Origin of the sequence: Lentzea sp. NBC_00516 (genome assembly GCF_036346835.1) — a bacterium.
Lineage (GTDB): Bacteria > Actinomycetota > Actinomycetes > Mycobacteriales > Pseudonocardiaceae > Lentzea > Lentzea sokolovensis.
Window position 1 is genome coordinate 8,028,666 of the sequence record NZ_CP107840.1, and the last position, 17,302, is coordinate 8,045,967.

At 68.4% G+C, this 17,302-nt stretch carries 14 protein-coding genes; 9 read left to right on the top strand and 5 right to left on the bottom strand.

Annotated elements, in window-relative coordinates; translation table 11 throughout:
• Window positions 1–62 precede the first annotated feature (62 nt).
• The 6 genes from OG205_RS37150 (at window position 63) to OG205_RS37175 (ending at window position 7,977) form a co-directional block, all read left to right on the top strand.
• A complete protein-coding gene (locus OG205_RS37150; protein ID WP_330272508.1) occupies window positions 63–1,859 on the top strand; it encodes a methylmalonyl-CoA mutase family protein in 1,797 nt (598 codons plus the stop codon).
• On the top strand, window positions 1,856–3,991 hold the full coding sequence (gene scpA, locus OG205_RS37155) for a methylmalonyl-CoA mutase (RefSeq protein ID WP_330272509.1): 2,136 nt from the start codon (window positions 1,856–1,858) through the stop codon (window positions 3,989–3,991). Before OG205_RS37150 ends, scpA begins: the two co-directional genes overlap by 4 nt.
• The gene (meaB, locus tag OG205_RS37160) at window positions 3,984–4,976 is read left to right on the top strand and encodes a methylmalonyl Co-A mutase-associated GTPase MeaB (protein WP_330272510.1); all 993 of its coding nucleotides are present in this window, start codon (window positions 3,984–3,986) and stop codon (window positions 4,974–4,976) included. Before scpA ends, meaB begins: the two co-directional genes overlap by 8 nt.
• 56 nt (window positions 4,977–5,032) lie before the next feature.
• The gene (locus tag OG205_RS37165; RefSeq protein WP_330272511.1) at window positions 5,033–5,326 is read left to right on the top strand and encodes a hypothetical protein; all 294 of its coding nucleotides are present in this window, start codon (window positions 5,033–5,035) and stop codon (window positions 5,324–5,326) included.
• A 204-nt stretch (window positions 5,327–5,530) separates the two neighbouring features.
• Window positions 5,531–6,703 carry a M20 family metallopeptidase gene (locus tag OG205_RS37170; RefSeq protein ID WP_330278311.1) on the top strand — a complete coding sequence of 391 codons (1,173 nt, stop codon included), beginning with the start codon at window positions 5,531–5,533 and terminating at the stop codon, window positions 6,701–6,703.
• Window positions 6,700–7,977, top strand: coding sequence for a M20 family metallopeptidase (locus tag OG205_RS37175; RefSeq protein WP_330272512.1), 1,278 nt, complete (start codon window positions 6,700–6,702; stop codon window positions 7,975–7,977). Before OG205_RS37170 ends, OG205_RS37175 begins: the two co-directional genes overlap by 4 nt.
• On the opposite strand, the gene OG205_RS37180 is transcribed toward OG205_RS37175, so the two are convergent.
• Window positions 7,974–9,383: an alkaline phosphatase D family protein gene (locus OG205_RS37180; RefSeq protein ID WP_330272513.1), complete on the bottom strand. Its 1,410-nt coding sequence runs from the start codon at window positions 9,381–9,383 to the stop codon at window positions 7,974–7,976. The genes OG205_RS37175 and OG205_RS37180 overlap by 4 nt on opposite strands.
• Window positions 9,384–9,403: 20 nt before the next feature.
• Window positions 9,404–11,113, bottom strand: coding sequence for a glycerol-3-phosphate dehydrogenase/oxidase (locus OG205_RS37185; RefSeq protein ID WP_330278312.1), 1,710 nt, complete (start codon window positions 11,111–11,113; stop codon window positions 9,404–9,406).
• Window positions 11,114–11,397: 284 nt separating this feature from the next.
• Between OG205_RS37185 and OG205_RS37190 the strand changes: the two genes are divergently transcribed.
• Together OG205_RS37190 and glpK are read left to right on the top strand one after the other, a co-directional pair.
• Window positions 11,398–12,141, top strand: a complete 744-nt coding sequence (locus tag OG205_RS37190; protein ID WP_330272514.1) for an MIP/aquaporin family protein — start codon at window positions 11,398–11,400, stop codon at window positions 12,139–12,141.
• Window positions 12,142–12,154: 13 nt separating this feature from the next.
• Complete coding sequence (glpK, locus tag OG205_RS37195) at window positions 12,155–13,663, top strand: glycerol kinase GlpK (protein WP_330272515.1); 1,509 nt, start codon at window positions 12,155–12,157, stop codon at window positions 13,661–13,663.
• A gap of 162 nt (window positions 13,664–13,825) precedes the next feature.
• On the opposite strand, the gene OG205_RS37200 is transcribed toward glpK, so the two are convergent.
• The 3 genes from OG205_RS37200 to OG205_RS37215 form a co-directional block, all read right to left on the bottom strand.
• Window positions 13,826–14,368, bottom strand: coding sequence for a sortase domain-containing protein (locus tag OG205_RS37200; protein ID WP_330272516.1), 543 nt, complete (start codon window positions 14,366–14,368; stop codon window positions 13,826–13,828).
• Between the two features lie 272 nt (window positions 14,369–14,640).
• Window positions 14,641–15,276 carry a hypothetical protein gene (locus OG205_RS37210; protein ID WP_330272517.1) on the bottom strand — a complete coding sequence of 212 codons (636 nt, stop codon included), beginning with the start codon at window positions 15,274–15,276 and terminating at the stop codon, window positions 14,641–14,643.
• Window positions 15,277–15,339: 63 nt separating this feature from the next.
• Complete coding sequence (locus tag OG205_RS37215) at window positions 15,340–16,743, bottom strand: NAD(P)H-quinone dehydrogenase (protein WP_330272518.1); 1,404 nt, start codon at window positions 16,741–16,743, stop codon at window positions 15,340–15,342.
• Window positions 16,744–16,852: 109 nt separating this feature from the next.
• Here OG205_RS37215 and OG205_RS37220 point away from each other — a divergent pair, with 109 nt between their 5' ends.
• The gene (locus tag OG205_RS37220) at window positions 16,853–17,302 is read left to right on the top strand and encodes a gamma-glutamylcyclotransferase family protein (protein WP_319975113.1); all 450 of its coding nucleotides are present in this window, start codon (window positions 16,853–16,855) and stop codon (window positions 17,300–17,302) included.

Below are 17,302 nucleotides of genomic sequence, written 5' to 3' on the forward strand. Positions count from 1 at the left end.
CATCGTTAACGGCGGTGAACCTCACATAGCCGTGTCGGTACTGGTCGGTAACACTGCAACGCATGATGGAGTTGGCATTGACCGCCGAATTCCGCCCGAACGAGTTCCCCTCAGCGTCGAGGGAACAGTGGCGTGAGCTGGTCGACGCCGTGCTCCGCAAGACCGGCGCGAGCTTCGACTCCCTGGTCACGAAGACGTACGACGGCATCGAACTCCAGCCGCTCTACACCCTCGACGACGCGCTGGAGCCCTACGCGCTCGCTCCGGTGAAGCAGGGCTGGGACATCCGGCAGCGCCACGCCGTGCCCGATCCGGTCGCTCTGATGAACGACCTGGAGGGCGGCGTCACCTCGCTGTGGCTCGCCGTGCCGGCCTCGTCGCTGGAAGGCCTTCTCGACGGCGTGTACCTCGACCTCGCGCCGATCGTGCTCGACGGTTCCGTGGACGCCGCGCGCGCGATGCTGCGGATCTACGACCAGGCGCCGATCCTGGCCGACGAGGTGCGCGGCAACCTGGCCCTGACGCCCTACGGCGAGGCTCTCGACGTCATCAAGCAGGCCCGTTCGCAGTTCCCGGGCCTGCGGACCGTCGTGGTGGACGCGCTGCCGTTCCACGACGCCGGTGGCTCCGACTCCGAAGAGCTGGGCGCCTCTCTCGCGCTGGCGGTTTCGCACCTGCGCGCTTTGACTGCCGCCGGCTTCGACGCGTCTGCCGCGTTCGCACAGCTGGAGTTCCGCTTCGCCGCGACGGCCGACCAGTTCATGACGATCGCCAAGCTGCGCGCCGCCCGTCGGCTGTGGGCGCGCGTGGCCGAGGTGTCCGGCGTTTCCGACGCCGTGCAGGCGCAGCACGCGGTGACGTCGTCGGCGATGATGACCCGCCGCGACCCGTGGGTGAACATGCTGCGCACCACCGTGGCCTGCCTGTCCGCGGGACTCGGCGGCGCCGACTCGGTGACCGTGCAGCCGTTCGACGCGGCGATCGGGCTGCCGGACGAGTTCGCCAGGCGGATCGCGCGCAACACGCAGAACCTGCTGCTGGAGGAGTCGCACCTCGGCGAGGTGATCGACCCCGCGGCCGGGTCCTGGTACGTGGAGAAGCTGACCGATTCGCTGGCCGTGGAGGCCTGGGCGTGGTTCCAGGAGATCGAACGGGCGGGTGGGCTGGACGAGGCGCGCTCGCTGGTGGCCTCGCGGATCGCGGCTACCTGGGCGGCGCGGTCGGCTCGGCTCGCGGACCGCAGCGACCCGATCACGGGGGTGAGCGAGTTCCCGAACCTGACGGAGAAGCCGGTCGTCCGCCAGCCCGCGCCTGCTGCCGAATCCGCGCCCGCCGAACCCGCCCTCGGAATCGATTCGGATTCGCAGGCCCCCTGGGGGGAAACACCCCCCATCCCAAGTTTCTCAGGCAGGTCTGACAATTTCGGGCTGCCGCGGGTCCGTTATGCACAGGCCTTCGAGGAACTGCGCGACCTCGCCGACGCCCAGGCCGAACGGCCGCAGGTCTTCCTGGCCACCCTCGGCCCGGTCGCCGCGCACACCGCCAGGGCCACCTTCGCCGCCAACCTCTTCAACGCCGGCGGTTTCGCCACCCCGAACGCGGGCGCGACCAGAACCCCCGAGGACGTGGCCCAGAAGTTCAAGGAGTCCGGCGCGAAGGTCGCCGTCCTGTGCGGCAGCGACACCAGCTATGCCGAAAGCGCCGTCCCGACCGTCGAAGCGCTGCGTCAGGCCGGAGCCGAGCGGGTACTCCTGGCGGGTAAGAAGACAGACGCGACCGTCGACGGCTTCGTCCACATGGGATGCCCGGCGCTAGAGATCCTCAACGACACCTACGGCTTTCTGGGAGTGGAGCGATGATCCCCAACTTCGCGGACATCGACCTCGGCCCGCTCCCGCAGGCGAAGTACGAGACCGACCTGCCGCCGTGGGAGACGCCGGAGGGCATCGCGGTCAAGCCGGTCTACGGGCCGTCCGATGTGGACGGTCTCGACTTCCTGCGGACCTACCCCGGCGTGGCGCCGTTCCTCCGCGGCCCGTACCCGACGATGTACGTCAACCAGCCGTGGACCGTCCGCCAGTACGCGGGTTTCTCCACCGCCGAGGAGTCGAACGCCTTCTACCGCCGCAACCTCGCGGCCGGCCAGAAGGGCCTCTCAGTGGCGTTCGACCTCGCCACCCACCGCGGCTACGACTCGGACCACCCGCGCGTGGCCGGTGACGTCGGCATGGCCGGTGTGGCGATCGACTCGATCTACGACATGCGCACGCTGTTCGACGGCATTCCGCTGGACAAGATGTCCGTGTCGATGACGATGAACGGCGCGGTGCTCCCGATTCTCGCGCTGTTCGTGGTGGCGGCGGAGGAGCAGGGGGTGAAGCCGGAGCAGCTCATGGGGACGATCCAGAACGACATCCTCAAGGAGTTCATGGTCCGCAACACCTACATCTACCCGCCCGCGGCGTCGATGCGGATCATCTCCGACATCTTCAGCTACACCAGCCGGAACATGCCGAAGTACAACTCCATCTCGATCTCCGGCTACCACATGCAGGAGGCCGGGGCGACGGCCGACCTGGAGCTGGCGTACACGCTCGCGGACGGCGTCGAGTACATCCGCGCCGGCAAGGAAGCGGGGCTGGACGTCGACGCGTTCGCGCCGCGGCTGAGCTTCTTCTGGGCGATCGGCATGAACTACTTCATGGAGATCGCCAAGATGCGGGCCGCGCGTCTGCTCTGGGCGAAGCTCGTGAACGACTTCCAGCCGAAGAGCCAGAAGTCCCTGAGTCTGCGCACGCACTGCCAGACGTCCGGGTGGAGCCTCACCGCGCAGGACGTGTTCAACAACGTCGCGCGCACGTGCGTCGAGGCGATGGCGGCGACGCAAGGTCACACGCAGTCGTTGCACACCAACGCACTCGATGAGGCGCTGGCACTGCCGACCGACTTCTCCGCGCGCATCGCCCGCAACACGCAGCTGCTGCTCCAGCAGGAGTCCGGCACGACGCGGGTGATCGACCCGTGGGGCGGCAGCGCGTACGTCGAGCGGCTCACGAACGAGCTCGCCGCCAAGGCGTGGGAGCACATCAGCGAGGTCGAGAAGGCCGGCGGCATGGCCCGCGCGATCGACGAGGGCATCCCGAAGCTGCGCATCGAGGAAGCGGCGGCGAGAACTCAGGCGCGCATCGACTCCGGACGGCAGCCCGTCATCGGCGTCAACAAGTACCTGGTGGGCACCGACGAGCAGATCGAGGTCCTCAAGGTCGACAACGCGGGCGTGCGCACGCAGCAGCTCGAAAAGCTGCGCAGGCTCAGGGAAGAACGCGACCAGTCCGCAGTGGACAGTGCGCTGGACGCGCTGACGAGGGCGACGGACAACGGCGGCAACCTGCTGGAGCTGGCGATCAACGCCGCCCGCGCGAAGGCGACCGTCGGCGAGATCTCCGAATCGCTCGGCAAGGTGTGGGGGCGGCACACCGCCCAGATCCGCACCATTTCCGGTGTCTACCGGCAGGAGGTCGGATCGGTGTCCAACGTGGACGCCTGCCGCGAGGTCGTCGAGGCCTTCGCGGTGGAGGAAGGGCGCCGGCCGCGCATTCTGGTCGCCAAGATGGGCCAGGACGGGCACGACCGCGGCCAGAAGGTCATCGCCACGGCGTTCGCGGACCTCGGCTTCGACGTCGACGTCGGCCCGCTGTTCCAGACGCCGGACGAGGTCGCGCGCCAAGCCGTCGAGGCCGACGTGCACATCGTCGGCGTGTCCTCGCTCGCCGCCGGTCACCTCACGCTGGTGCCGTCGCTCAAGGAGGAGCTGACGAAGCTCGGCCGCGAGGACATCATGATCGTCGTCGGTGGCGTGATCCCGCCGCAGGACTTCGACGAGCTGTACGCGGCGGGCGCGGCGGCGATCTTCCCGCCCGGCACCGTGATCGCGGACGCGGCCAAGGACCTTCTGGTGAAACTCGCGAAGCAACTCGAGCACCATGGCTAGGGTGATCGATGTCGCCGAGTACACCAAGGGCGTCCTCGACGGCAATCGCGGCGTGCTGGCCAGGGCCATCACGCTGGTCGAGTCGACGCGAGCCGAGCACCGGGCCAAGGCTCAGGAGCTGCTGATCGAGCTGTTGCCGAAGTCGGGCGACGCGATCAGGGTCGGCATCACCGGTGTGCCCGGCGTGGGCAAGTCGACGTTCATCGACGCGCTCGGCACCACGCTGACCGAGCAGGGGCACCGGGTCGCGGTGCTCGCCGTCGACCCGTCCTCGACCCGCACCGGCGGCAGCATTCTGGGCGACAAGACGCGGATGCAGCGGCTGTCGGTGAACCAGAACGCGTTCATCAGGCCCTCGCCGACGTCCGGCACGCTCGGCGGCGTCGCGCAGGCCACCCGCGAGACGATCGTGCTGGTCGAGGCCGCAGGCTTCGACGTGGTGCTGGTCGAGACCGTCGGCGTGGGGCAGTCCGAGGTGGCCGTCGCGAACATGACGGACTGCTCGCTCTTCCTCACCCTCGCGCGCACCGGTGACCAGTTGCAGGGCATCAAGAAGGGCATCCTGGAGCTCGCGGACGTCATCGCGGTCAACAAGGCCGACGGCGACCACGAGCTGGACGCCCGCAAGGCCGCCCGCGAACTGGCCGGGGCGCTGAAGATGCTGCGCCCGCCGGACGCGCTGTGGCACCCGCCGGTCCTCACCTGCTCGGGTCTCACCGGAGCCGGTCTCGACGAGCTGTGGTCCCGAGTGCTGGAACACCGCCGCACCCTGGAAGAAGCCGGGGAACTGGACGAACGCCGTCGCCGTCAGCAGGTCGAATGGACCTGGATGATGGTCCACGACGAACTGTGGCGGCAGGTGCGCGAAAGCACCGCCGTGCGTTCCCTCGCCCCCTCTCTCGAAGAGAAGGTCCGCCTCGGAGAGCTCACCGCCACCCTGGCGGCCGAGCAGATTTTGAAGGCGTTCCAATCGGACTCACGGTAGGCGCTTAACTAGTTTGGGTGACCTTCGATCGTGGTATTCGAGGTAGAGTTCAGGCCATGTCGAGGTTGCTGCTGGCCTGCGTGTTCTCGCTGATGAGCGTTCTCGGGATCGCCGGAGTGGCGTCCGCGCAAGAGGCGGCGAACACGCCTGTGGCGGCTGCGCAGCAGACGACCGTGAACCCGGCTCCCGACGTGAACGCGCCGCAGGCGCCGTCGCCTGAGACCCGTGAAGAGACCAAGCGCAAGCTGTGGATCGGCGGCATCGCCGTGCTGCTGTTCGTGCTGGTCTACTACCGCAACAAGAAGCGGTGGGCGAAGTGGCGCAAGGAACGGGCTGCCAAGAAGGGCTAGCCGAACGGTCGGTGGGCTGAGACGCCACGTCTCACATGCTGGGACGTAATAGTCAAAATTAAGCGTGTCTCGCGACCATCTGCGTCATCGTTGATCGGTCAGACCGAAACTCGCTCGCCGCTTGGCGCAGCGCCGCGACCGGCCGTCCGGTTGATCATCATCAGCGCGCTGCGTCCTACAGGTGGTGATGCAGGATGGTGGCAAATGAGTACCGACTTGAAGATCAGCACACGCTCGACCCTCGAGCGGTACTCGGACGCGCTGCTGGACCTGTCGCACTCGATCCACGCCGAGCCTGAGCTGGCCTTCGAGGAGCACCGCAGCGTCGAGAAGATCACCTCCCTGCTGGCCCGCGAGGGCTTCAAGGTCGATCGCGGGGTCGCAGATCTCGACACCGCGTTCGTCGCGACGTACGGCGATGGCGAGCTGGTGCTGGGGCTTTGTGCCGAATACGACGCTTTGCCCGAAGTCGGGCACGCGTGCGGGCACAACGTCATCGCCGCCGCTTCCGTCGGCTCCGCGCTCGCTCTGCGTGACATCGCCGACCAGTTGGGTATCACCGTCAAGGTGATCGGAACTCCAGCGGAAGAGGTCGGCGGCGGCAAGGTGCTCATGCTGGAACGAGGCGTGTTCGACGACGTCTCGCTCTCGATGATGGTGCACCCGGCGCCGTACGAGTCGTGCGCCGCCAAATCGCTCGCCATCACCGATCTCGAGGTGCGCTACACGGGCAAGCCGTCACATGCGGCCGCCGCCCCTCACCTGGGGATCAACGCCGCGGACGCGGTGACCGTCGCGCAGATCTCGATCAGTCTGCTGCGGCAGCACTTCGAGCCCGGCCAGATGGTGAGCGGCATCGTCACCCACGGCGGCAGCGTGCCGAACGTAATACCCGCCCGCGCATCAGCGATGTTCGATGTGAGGGCGGAGAACCTGGAATCGTTGCAGCGTCTGGAGAACCGGATCCGCGACTGCTTCTCGGCCGGCGCGCTCGCGACCGGTTGCACCCATGAGGTCGTGCAGGTCTCACCGATCTACGCCGAGTTGACTCCTGATCCGTGGCTCGCGGACGCCTACCGGCGTGCGGCCACTGAGCTGGGAAGACGACCGCTCTCGCCCGAACAGGAACAACGAGAGAAGATCGGGAGCACCGACATGGGCAACGTCACCAGAGTGTTGCCCGCAATCCACCCGACCATCGCAATCGACTGCGGAGACGCGGTGAACCACCAACTAGAGTTCGCGACCGCCTGTGCCTCGGCGTCGGCCGACCGTGCGCTCCTCGACGGAGCACTAGCCATGGCTTGGACGACGATCGCGACAGCCACCGATTCCCAGCAGCGAGCACGGCTGCTGGCCCGCGGAGGTGCGGCATGACGGTTCTGGACTCCCGGCCCTCGGGCTCCTCAACTGTGAAGACGTCCACCGAGATGCTCGTGGACCCCACCGGGGTGAGCATGTCTCCTGTGGATGATCTGGGAGAAGGCCGTGGCCCCGCCTGGCTCGACGACTGGCTGAAGGCGAACTCCGCCGACGTCGTCGCCTGGCGCAGGCACATTCACGCCAACCCCGAGCTGTCCCGGCGCGAGTACAACACCACCGAACTCGTCGCGAAGCTGCTGCGCGAGGTCGGCCTCAAGCCGCGCATCCTCCCCGGCGGCACGGGCCTGATCTGCGACATCGGCCACGGCCCACGCTGCGTGGCTCTCCGCGCGGACATGGACGCCCTGCCGCTGCACGAGAACACCGGCCTGCCGTTCGGATCCACTGTGGACGGTGTGTCGCACGCGTGCGGTCACGACGCCCACACGACGGTCCTGCTCGGCACCGCGCTGGCCCTCGCTTCAGCGACGGAACTGCCCGGCCGCGTCCGGCTGGTGTTCCAGCCGGCCGAGGAGGTCATGCCGGGCGGTGCGCTCGACGTGCTGGCCGCGGGCGGACTCGACGGCGTGGAACGAATTTTCGGTCTGCACTGCGACCCGCGTCTGCAGGTCGGTCGGATCGGCACGCGCATCGGCGCCATCACGTCGGCCTCCGACCTGCTGGAGCTGCGGCTGTCGTCGCCGGGCGGCCACACCTCGCGCCCGCACCTCACCGCGGACCTGGTGCACGCGCTCGGCACGGTCATCACCGGCCTGCCGACGATGCTGTCGCGCCGCGTCGACCCCCGCTCCGGCACCGTCCTGGTGTGGGGCGCGGTGCACGCGGGCGAGGCGCCGAACGCGGTGCCTCAGGACGGTCTGGTGCGCGGCACGCTGCGCACCGGCGACCGCGACATCTGGGCCGAGCTGGAGCCGTTGGTCAAGGACCTCGTGACGGGCCTGCTGGCCCCGACCGGCGTCGGCTTCGACCTGCACCACCGCCGCGGCGTGCCGCCGGTGGTGAACGAGCGAGAGTCGACCCAGATCCTGCGCGCCGGCATCGAGGCCGCACTGGGCGACGACGCGCTCGCAGGCACCGAGCAGTCGTCCGGTGGTGAGGACTTCGGCTGGTACCTGGAGCACGTCCCCGGTTCGTTCGCGCGCCTCGGCGTGTGGAACGGCCAGGAGAAGCAGCGCGATCTGCACCAGCCTACGTTCGACCTCGACGAGCGTGCGCTCCTCGTGGGCGTCCGCGTGATGGTGCACACCGCGCTGGCAGCGCTCGCCTAGAGCGGAACCCTCTCGGTTTGAGCAGTGTTGTGGCGCGTGCGGAACGAATGCGCATGCGCCACAACGCTGTCCGGGTTCTTCTTGTCCGTCACGTAGTGCCAGTCGAACCGCACCTCGTCCGCGGTGACCCGCAGCGTCGAGACGCCGTGCGAGTCCAGTTCTACGAACCGCACGTGCGGGTTGAGCGCCAGGAACTGCGCCTCGACCTGCAACGCGACCGTGCGCGGCGGCACCTTCAGCAGGTCGTCGAAGTTGTCCGACGTCAGCGACGTGACGACGTACTCGGTGGCCACCGACTGACCGCCGAGCGGCACGTCGTTGGCCCACGAGCTGTGGATGTCGCCGGTCAGGAACACCGTGTTCTTCCGCTCGCCCAACGACCTGAGCACCAGCTCCCGGTCGGCGGGAAAACCGTCCCACTGGTCGGGGTTCGTCTGCGGAAGCCCTGGCAGCGGCGGGACCTTCAGCGGGCTGAGCATCACCGAGTTGCCGACGAGCTGCCAGCGGGCGCGGTCGGTGGTGAGGGTGTCGATCAGCCAGTCCCGTTGGGCGGCACCGAGGATCGTGGTGTCGGTGCGGTACGAACGCAGGTCGAGCATGGTCAACGTCGCCAGCTCGCCGAAGCGGAACGTCCGGTCGAGCCTGCCCTCGCGCACGGGCATCCACTCGTAGTACGCCTGCGTCGCGGCGGCCAGTCGCGCGCCCCACGGGCCTTCGGTGGCCGGATCGTGTTGCGGCGAACCGATGCTGGACGAGTTGTCAGCTGATTCGTGATCGTCCCAGGTCGCGATCATGGCGTGCGCCGCGTGCAGCGCCTGGACGTGCTGGTCGGTCTTGTACTTCGCGTGCCGGCGCCGGTAGTCGTCGAGGGTGAGGCACTTGTGCGGCGGGTCCTGCACGCGGACCTCGCCGTCGACGTTCTCGTAGATGTAGTCGCCCAGGTGGATCACGGCGTCGAGGTCCTGGCGGGCGAGGTACCCGTAGCCGGCGAAGTACCCGGCCGACCAGTTCGCGCACGACGTGACGCCGAAGTTCAACTCGGAACCGCAACCGCCGGTCTTGGTCCTGCCGACCGGCGACACGACCTCGCCGACGCGGAACCGGTACCAGTAGCGGGTGTTGTCCCGCAGGCCGTGGACCTCGACCTTCACCGTGTGGTCGCGTGCGGCGGAAGTGCGGGTGACACCGCGCTTCACGATCCGGTGGAAGTCCTCGTCACGAGCGACCTCCCACCGGATCGGCGACGACGTCACCACGCGCGTCCACAGGAGGACACCGTCGGGCAACGGGTCGCCGGACGCGACACCGTGCTCGAACACAGGAGGGGCAGCGTGGGCGGTACCGGTCGAAGCGGCACCGGCCACGGCTGCGCCGATCAGGAAAGTTCGTCTGCCAACCCCAGTCATGCCCTACAGCATGCCGAAGATCAGCTCACGGGTTCGGTCAACTGAGGACGCGCTTCCGGTGCCGAGGCACGAATCGCGTCCGCCGCCTGGTCGTCCGGCTTGGTCTGGGACGTGCGCTCGGCCTCGACGCGCGCGTTGTAGATCTCGACCTCGCGCTTGATCGCGTCCTCGTCCCACCCGAGGATCGGCGCGACCAGCCTGGCCACCGCGTCCGCCGAGTCGACGCCGCGGTGGGCGTACTCGATGGAGATGCGGGTGCGCCGCGTCAGCACGTCCTCCAGGTGCATCGCGCCCTCGTGCGAGACCGCGTACACCGCCTCGACCTGCAGGTAGTCGGGGGAGGCCGGGATCGGTTTCAACAGCTCCGGGTTGTCCGCGGCCAGCGACAGCACCTCGTGCACCAGCGAGCCGTAGCGGTCCAGCAGGTGCCGCACGCGGTACGGGTGCAGGCCGTGCTTGGCCGCCAGTTGATCGGCCTGGTTCACCAGCGCGTGGTAGCCGTCGGCGCCGACCAGCGGCACCTTGTCCGTGATCGACGGCTGGATCCGGCCCGGCAGGTCGACGTGCGCCGCGTCGACGGCGTCCGCGCCCATCACCCGGTACGTCGTGTACTTGCCGCCCGCGATCGCCACCAGGCCAGGGGAGACCCGCGCGACCGCGTGCTCACGGGAGAGCTTCGACGTCGAGTCGGACTCGCCCGCCAGCAACGGCCGCAGGCCCGCGTAGACGCCCTCGATGTCGTCGTGCGTCAACGGGGTCGCGAGCACCGAGTTGACGTGTTCGAGGATGTAGTCGATGTCGTGCTTGGTGGCCGCGGGGTGCGCCAGGTCGAGGTTCCAGTCCGTGTCCGTGGTGCCGACGATCCAGTGGTTGCGCCACGGGATGACGAACAGCACGGACTTCTCGGTGCGCAGGATCATCCCGGCCTCGGCGACGATCCGGTCGCGCGGGACGACGATGTGCACGCCCTTCGACGCCCGCACCCGGAACCGTCCGCGCGAGCCCGAAAGCCGCTGCAGTTCGTCCGTCCAGACACCGGTCGCGTTGATCACGGCGTGCGCCCGCACGTCGACCTCGCGCCCGTCCTCGACGTCGCGCACCCGCACGCCGGACACGCGGTCCGCCTCGCGCAGGAACTCGACCACCTGGGTCGACGTGCGCACCACGGCGCCGTAGTGGGCGGCGGTGCGGCCGACCATCATCGTGTGCCGGGCGTCGTCGGCCTGGGCGTCGTAGTAGCGGATGCCGCCGATCAACGCGTCGCGCTTCAACGCCGGAACCAGCCGGAGCGCACCCGCTCGGGTGAGATGTTTCTGCCCCGGCACGGACCGGGCGCCGCCCATCGTGTCGTACAGGAACAGGCCGGCCGCCGAGTACGGGCGTTCCCAGACGCGGTTGGTCAGCGGGTAGAGGAACGCGACGGGCTTCACCAGGTGCGGCGCGATTCGCGTCAGCATCAGCTCGCGCTCGCGCAGTGCCTCGCGCACCAGGCCGAACTCCAGCTGCTCCAGGTAGCGCAGGCCGCCGTGGAAGAGCTTGGAGGACCGGCTGGACGTGCCCGACGCCAGGTCACGGGCCTCGACGAGCGCCACCCGCAGTCCGCGAGTGGCGGCGTCCAGTGCCGCGCCGACACCGACGACACCGCCACCGACGACCACGACGTCGAACGTCTCGGCGCCCAGCCGCTGCCAGGCCTCCTCGCGTTCGGCCGGACCGAGCCGGCCGGTGATCGGCGGTTCGGCATGGGTTCGCGGTGGTGCAGCTGCGTTCTTGCGCGTGGCCACGACAGACGCCTCCCTGCTACGACTTCGCCTCACGCTACCTTCAGCGACCGCCGTCCGCCCACGGGCGCGCTGGCCAGAACCTTCCGGCCCGCAAATGGCCTGACCGCACCCACTTGGCGTGGACAACTGATCAGGTCGGTAATAGCGTCCGAGCACGTTGTAGGCGGGCGGCGCGGCCCTGACCTCGGGTTTGCGCGTCCTGCCTGGCCGCAAACGAGTGGAGGCCGACGATGAGCGCAGGCTCGATCTTCGTCTGGGAGATGCTGGGGACGGCGGTTCTCATTCTCCTGGGCACCGGTGTCGTCGCGAACCAGGTGCTCAAGAACACCCTCGGAAACAGCACGGGATTCCTGTTCGTCAACGTCGGCTGGGCCTTCGCGGTCTTCACCGGCGCGAGCATCGCCAGCCCGAGCGGGGCGCACCTCAACCCGGCGGTGACGCTGGGACTCGCGATCGCGGACAAGACTCCGTGGGGCGATGTGCCCGTCTACATCCTCGGGCAGATGGTCGGCGCGATCATCGGCGCGATGCTCTGCTGGGCCACCTACAAGCTGCAGTTCGACACGCACGACGAACCGCAGAACACGCTCGGCATCTTCTCCACCGGCCCGACCGTGCCGAACAAGCCGTGGAACCTCGTCTCCGAGATCATCGGCACGTTCGTTCTCGTCGCGTGGATCCTGCTGTCGCCGGCCGCGAAGGTGGCGGTGGACGGCGTGCCGACGTTCGGCAACTCGGCGCTCGGCTACGCGGGTGTCGCGTTCGTCGTGCTGGTGATCGGCACGTCGCTCGGTGGCCCGACCGGCTACGCGATCAACCCGGCGCGCGACCTCGGTCCGCGCATCGCCTACGCCTTCATGATGCCGATCCGCAACAAGGGCAACGCCAACTGGGGCTATTCGTGGGTCCCCGTCGTCGGCCCGCTCGTGGGTGGCGCGCTCGCCGCGCTGCTCTTCCTGGTTCTCCCGGTCTGAAAGGACTTCTCGCATGACGCAGTACGTGGCCGCGATCGACCAGGGCACGACGTCGACCCGGTGCATGATCTTCGACCACTCCGGGCGGGTCGTCTCGGTCGACCAGAAGGAGCACGAGCAGATCTTCCCCAGGGCGGGGTGGGTCGAGCACAACCCCAAGGAGGTCTGGCAGAACACCCGCCAGGTCGCCGCGGGCGCGCTCGCGAAAGCCGATCTGTCCACTTCGGACATAGTTGCCGTCGGCATCACCAACCAGCGCGAGACCGCGTTGGTGTGGGACAAGAACACCGGTGAGCCCGTCTACAACGCCATCGTCTGGCAGGACACGCGCACCGACAAGATCGTGCAGGAGCTGGGTGCGCTCGGCGGCGGCCAGGAGCGCTACCGCCAGAAGGTCGGCCTGCCGCTGGCGACCTACTTCTCCGGGCCCAAGGTCCGCTGGATCCTCGACAACGTCGAAGGCGCGCGGGAGAGGGCCGAAGCCGGCGACCTGCTGTTCGGCAACATGGACACGTGGGTGCTGTGGAACATGACGGGCGGGGTGGACGGCGGCGTGCACGTCACCGACCCGACGAACGCGTCGCGCACCATGCTGATGGACCTCGACACGTTGCAGTGGGACGAGTCGATCGCTTCCGACATGGGCATTCCGATGTCGATGCTGCCGGAGATCCGTTCCTCGTCGGAGGTCTACGGCCAGGTGCGCGAACGCGGCGCGCTGGCCGGCGTGCCGATCGCCGGCATCCTCGGCGACCAGCAGGCGGCGACGTTCGGCCAGGCCTGCCTGTCGCCCGGTGAAGCCAAGAACACCTACGGCACCGGCAACTTCATGCTGCTCAACACCGGCACCGAGAAGGTGATGAGCGAGAACGGGTTGCTCACCACCGTCTGCTACAAGATCGGTGAGGCCCCCGCCGTCTACGCCCTGGAGGGCTCGATCGCGGTCACCGGCTCGCTGGTGCAGTGGCTGCGCGACAACCTCGGCATGATCTCCAGCGCGGCCGAGATCGAGGAGTTCGCCCGGTCGGTGGACGACAACGGCGGCGCGTACTTCGTACCCGCGTTCTCCGGCCTGTTCGCACCGTACTGGCGTTCCGACGCCCGCGGCGCGATCGTGGGTCTCACGAGGTTCGTCAACAAGGGCCACCTCGCGCGGGCCGTGCTGGAGGCGACGGCCTTCCAGACGCGGGAGGTGCTCGACGCGATGAACGCCGACTCGGGCGTCGACCTGACCGCGTTGAAGGTCGACGGCGGCATGGTCGTGAACGAACTGCTGATGCAGTTCCAGGCGGACATCCTCGGCGTGCCGGTGATCAGGCCGGTCGTCGCGGAGACGACAGCGCTCGGTGCCGCCTACGCGGCCGGTCTCGCGGTCGGGTTCTGGAAGTCGGAGGACGAGATCCGCGAGAACTGGGCGCAGGACAAGCAGTGGGAGCCGCAGATGGACGAATCCCGCCGCGCGTCCGAGTACGCCAACTGGAAGAAGGCAGTGAGCAAGACCTTCGACTGGGTCGAGGACTGAGTTTTTGGTCGCTGCTCCGCAGACTCCGCGCGAGTTCGCCGAGTAGCTGGTCATCCGCCCGCCGCTTCGCCCCGATTGGGCTTCGCCGAATCGAGACGAAGAGGCGAACGGATGACCAGCGCGAACTCGCGAACCTCGCGAGTTCGCGGACCTCGCGGGTGGTTACTGGGCTGGGGCTGGGGTTGCGTGCACGATCACGTTGTCGCGGGTGCCGCACGTGATCAGGCGTAGCCCCTGTTCGTCCTTGTCCCGCGCTACGGCTTCTGCGAAGAAGTCGTCGCGGATGATCCTCTCCGTGCGGGTCACGGTGAAGCGGGCGACCGAACCGTCCTTCTTGGACACTTCGATGACGTCGCCCTGCAACAGGTCGTTCAGGCGGAAGTAGACGCCTCTGGCCTTGTTGCTCTCGATCCGTCCGACGATGATCCACTGCTGCGGTTGCGTTTGGTACCAACCGGCCTGCATGCCCTCGTTGGCGGGCGGCATCTGGACGACGCCCTGCGGGTCGAGGCCGAGCGCGACCAGTGACGACCGCACGCCGATCCGCTCGATCCGCAGCTCCTTCGGATCAGAGGTGCCGAGCGGTGACACCACCGGCGGCGGCGCGCTGTCGCTCGTCGCCGCCGACGGCTTCGGTGCGGGTCCCTGCGAACAGGCGGTGGCCAGAGCCACACACAGCACCGCGATCAAGACACGAGTCCCCACGGACCCATTGACGCACATCTCGTGGGTTAGTTGCGCGTCCGGCCAAGACCGGACCGAAATGTGATCATGATCAGGCGGTGCCGCCCACGCAGGTCAGGATCGCGGTGTGCTCACCGGGACCTCCGCGCAGAAGCCTCGTGCAGGGCGTGGTGTCGTCCTTTCTGGACACCTCGACCTCGTCGCCCGCCACGAGTTCCTTGAGCCGGAAGAAGATGCCGGGCTGCCTGTCGCCGTCGACGTGACCCAGCAGGGGTGCGATCGCTCTCCTCGGTCTACAGGGCGCCAGGGGGAATCACGATGGGCGGCGCCTTGGGCCTCGGAGTCCCCTTGATCGTGAACTCGCTGGTGAAGGGAACCGGGGACTCCGCGCAGCGCAGGGTCGCGGTGTAGGTGCCGGGCCTCGTGATCACCGTCGTCTTGCCCTCGACCCAACGCGGTTGGTGGTTGTAGAAGTAGAGCGGCTCGGCGAAGCCGGGCGACGTGATGGCGCCCTGATAGTCGCAGTGGTTCTTGATGAGCCTGGAGCTGACCTCTCCGCCCGGCTCGACGAGTGACGGGTCGATGCCGCTCCAGCCGTTCAGGCCCGGCCCGTGCACGGTGACCTGGCCCGAATAGGACTTGCCCGCGCACTCCGCCGTCGCGGTGTAAGTGCCCCACTGGAGCACGACCTGCGTGCGGCCGGTCGTGTTTCCCGACTCGTCCGGCTCCAGTCGCGCGGGGCTGACGAAGCCGGGGGACGTGGCGACGGTCGGCTCGGCGCAGCCCCGTAGCGTCACCGACACCGTGGAACTCGGCATCGTGTACCGCAGATAGATGTCGAGATAGATGTCGTCCTGCGCCTGCGCGGCGGCCGGGACGACCGCCACCAGGCTCAACCCGGCCAGCAGCGTTGCGAACTTTTTTCCCACGACTTCCTCCCCAGAGTCCTGCGTGCCCAGGACACGCACGACTCCGGGGAGAGGTTGCCTTGATCAGTCCAGGTCGTCGTGACGCATGAGCTGGCGGCCGGCCTCGGTGATCGAGCCGGACAGCGACGGGTAGACCGAGAAGGTCGTCGCGAGGTGCTCGACGGTGAGCTGGTTCTGCAGGGCCAGCGCGATCGGCAGGATGAGCTCGCTCGCGTTCGGCGCGACCACCACACCACCGATGACCACACCGGTTGCCGGGCGGCAGAACAGCTTCACGAAGCCGCGGCGCAGACCCTCCATCTTGGCACGGGGGTTCGTGGCCAGCGGCAGCATGATCGTGCGCGCGGGCACCTCGCCCGAGTCGATCGCCTGCTGGCTGATGCCGACGCTGGCGATCTCGGGGTTGGTGAAGACGTTCGCGGCGACGGTCTTGAGCTTGATCGGGCTGACGCCCTCGCCCAGCGCGTGCCACATCGCGATGCGCCCCTGCATGGCGGCGACGGACGCGAGCAGCAGCACGCCGGTGCAGTCGCCGGCCGCGTAGACGCCGCTGACGTTCGTCCGGCTGACCCGGTCGACGGGGATGTACCCGCCACGCCCGAGCTCGATACCGATCTTGTCGAGGCCGATGTCGGTCGTGTTCGGCACCGAACCGACGGTCATCAGGGCGTGCGATGCCTCGATCGTGCGACCGTCTTCCAGGTGGATCAGAACGCCGTCTCCGGTGTTCTCGACCTTGTCCGCGCGGGCGTGCTTGACGACGGCCGTGCCGCGCTCGGCGAACACGTCCTCCAGCACCGCGGCCGCGTCGGCGTCCTCGTGCGGCAGGACGCGGTCCCGGCTGGAGACCATTGTCACCTTCACGCCCATCTCGGTGTAGGCGCTGGCGAACTCGACACCGGTGACGCCGGAACCGATCACCGCGAGGTGTTCGGGCAGCTCAGGCAGGTCGTAGATCTGCCGCCAGGTGAGAATCCGCTTGCCGTCGGGCTCCGCGCCCTGCAACACGCGCGGCGTCGCACCGGTTGCGATGAGAACCACATCGGCGTTGAGGATCTCGTCGGAGCCGTCCGCGCCGGTCGCCACGACCTGGTGCTGGGCGAGCCCGCGCGAGTCGTCGACGAACTTCGCGCGCCCGTTGATCAGCCGCACGCCCTCCCGCTGAAGGCGTGCGCGCACGTCCGCGGACTGGGCCAGAGCGAGGCCCTTCACCCGTCCGTGCACGACCGGAAGATCCACCGTCGCGAGTTCGTTGTGGGTCTGAATGCCCAGCTCACCGGCATTGCGGAAGGCGCTGCGGGCCCCCGCGGAAGCGATGAAGGTCTTGGACGGCACGCAGTCGTACAGCACGCACGCGCCACCTGCCCCGTCGTTCTCGACGACGGTCACGTCGGCACCGTGCTGCGCCGCGACCAGAGCTGCTTCGTAACCTGCGGGTCCGCCGCCGATGATGACGATGCGGGTCACGATCAGTTCCCTTCCACGGGCTTGCTGGGCGGCTCAACCGTACGCGTTGACCGAATCGACCGTGTCGTCAGTACCGAAAGCTGATCGTCGTGTCGCTACGCTGTCGGACGTGCCGCTCTATGCCGCGTACGGGTCGAACATGGATCCGAACCAGATGATGGAGCGAGCCCCGTACTCCCCGCTCGCGGGGACCGGCTGGCTCGTTGGATGGCGCATGACGTTCGGTGGCGAGGACCTCGGCTGGGAGGGTGCCCTTGCGACGATCGTCGAGGAGCCAGACCACCAGACGTTCTGCGTGCTCTACGACGTGTCGCCTCGCGATGAGTCGCGGCTGGACCGCTGGGAGGGTGCGCTCGGCCTGTACAAGAAGATCCGGTTGCGGGTGCAGACCCTCGAGGGGTCCGTGGTCGCCTGGCTCTACGTGCTGGACGCCTACGAGGGCGGGCTGCCGTCCGCCCGCTACATCGGGGTGGTCGCCGACGCGGCGGAAGCCGCCGGGGCTCCCGACGACTACGTGAACGACCTGAGGACCCGGCCCTGCTCGGGCATCGGGCCCTGA

What these genes read in the sequence shown, in the direction of transcription:
- OG205_RS37150 (WP_330272508.1), top strand. Translation starts at nt 63, where the DNA reads ATGATGGAGTTGGCATTGACCGCCGAATTCCGCCCGAACGAGTTCCCC.
- scpA (WP_330272509.1), top strand. Translation starts at nt 1,856, where the DNA reads ATGATCCCCAACTTCGCGGACATCGACCTCGGCCCGCTCCCGCAGGCG.
- meaB (WP_330272510.1), top strand. Translation starts at nt 3,984, where the DNA reads ATGGCTAGGGTGATCGATGTCGCCGAGTACACCAAGGGCGTCCTCGAC.
- OG205_RS37165 (WP_330272511.1), top strand. Translation starts at nt 5,033, where the DNA reads ATGTCGAGGTTGCTGCTGGCCTGCGTGTTCTCGCTGATGAGCGTTCTC.
- OG205_RS37170 (WP_330278311.1), top strand. Translation starts at nt 5,531, where the DNA reads ATGAGTACCGACTTGAAGATCAGCACACGCTCGACCCTCGAGCGGTAC.
- OG205_RS37175 (WP_330272512.1), top strand. Translation starts at nt 6,700, where the DNA reads ATGACGGTTCTGGACTCCCGGCCCTCGGGCTCCTCAACTGTGAAGACG.
- OG205_RS37180 (WP_330272513.1), bottom strand. Translation starts at nt 9,383, where the DNA reads ATGACTGGGGTTGGCAGACGAACTTTCCTGATCGGCGCAGCCGTGGCC.
- OG205_RS37190 (WP_330272514.1), top strand. Translation starts at nt 11,398, where the DNA reads ATGAGCGCAGGCTCGATCTTCGTCTGGGAGATGCTGGGGACGGCGGTT.
- glpK (WP_330272515.1), top strand. Translation starts at nt 12,155, where the DNA reads ATGACGCAGTACGTGGCCGCGATCGACCAGGGCACGACGTCGACCCGG.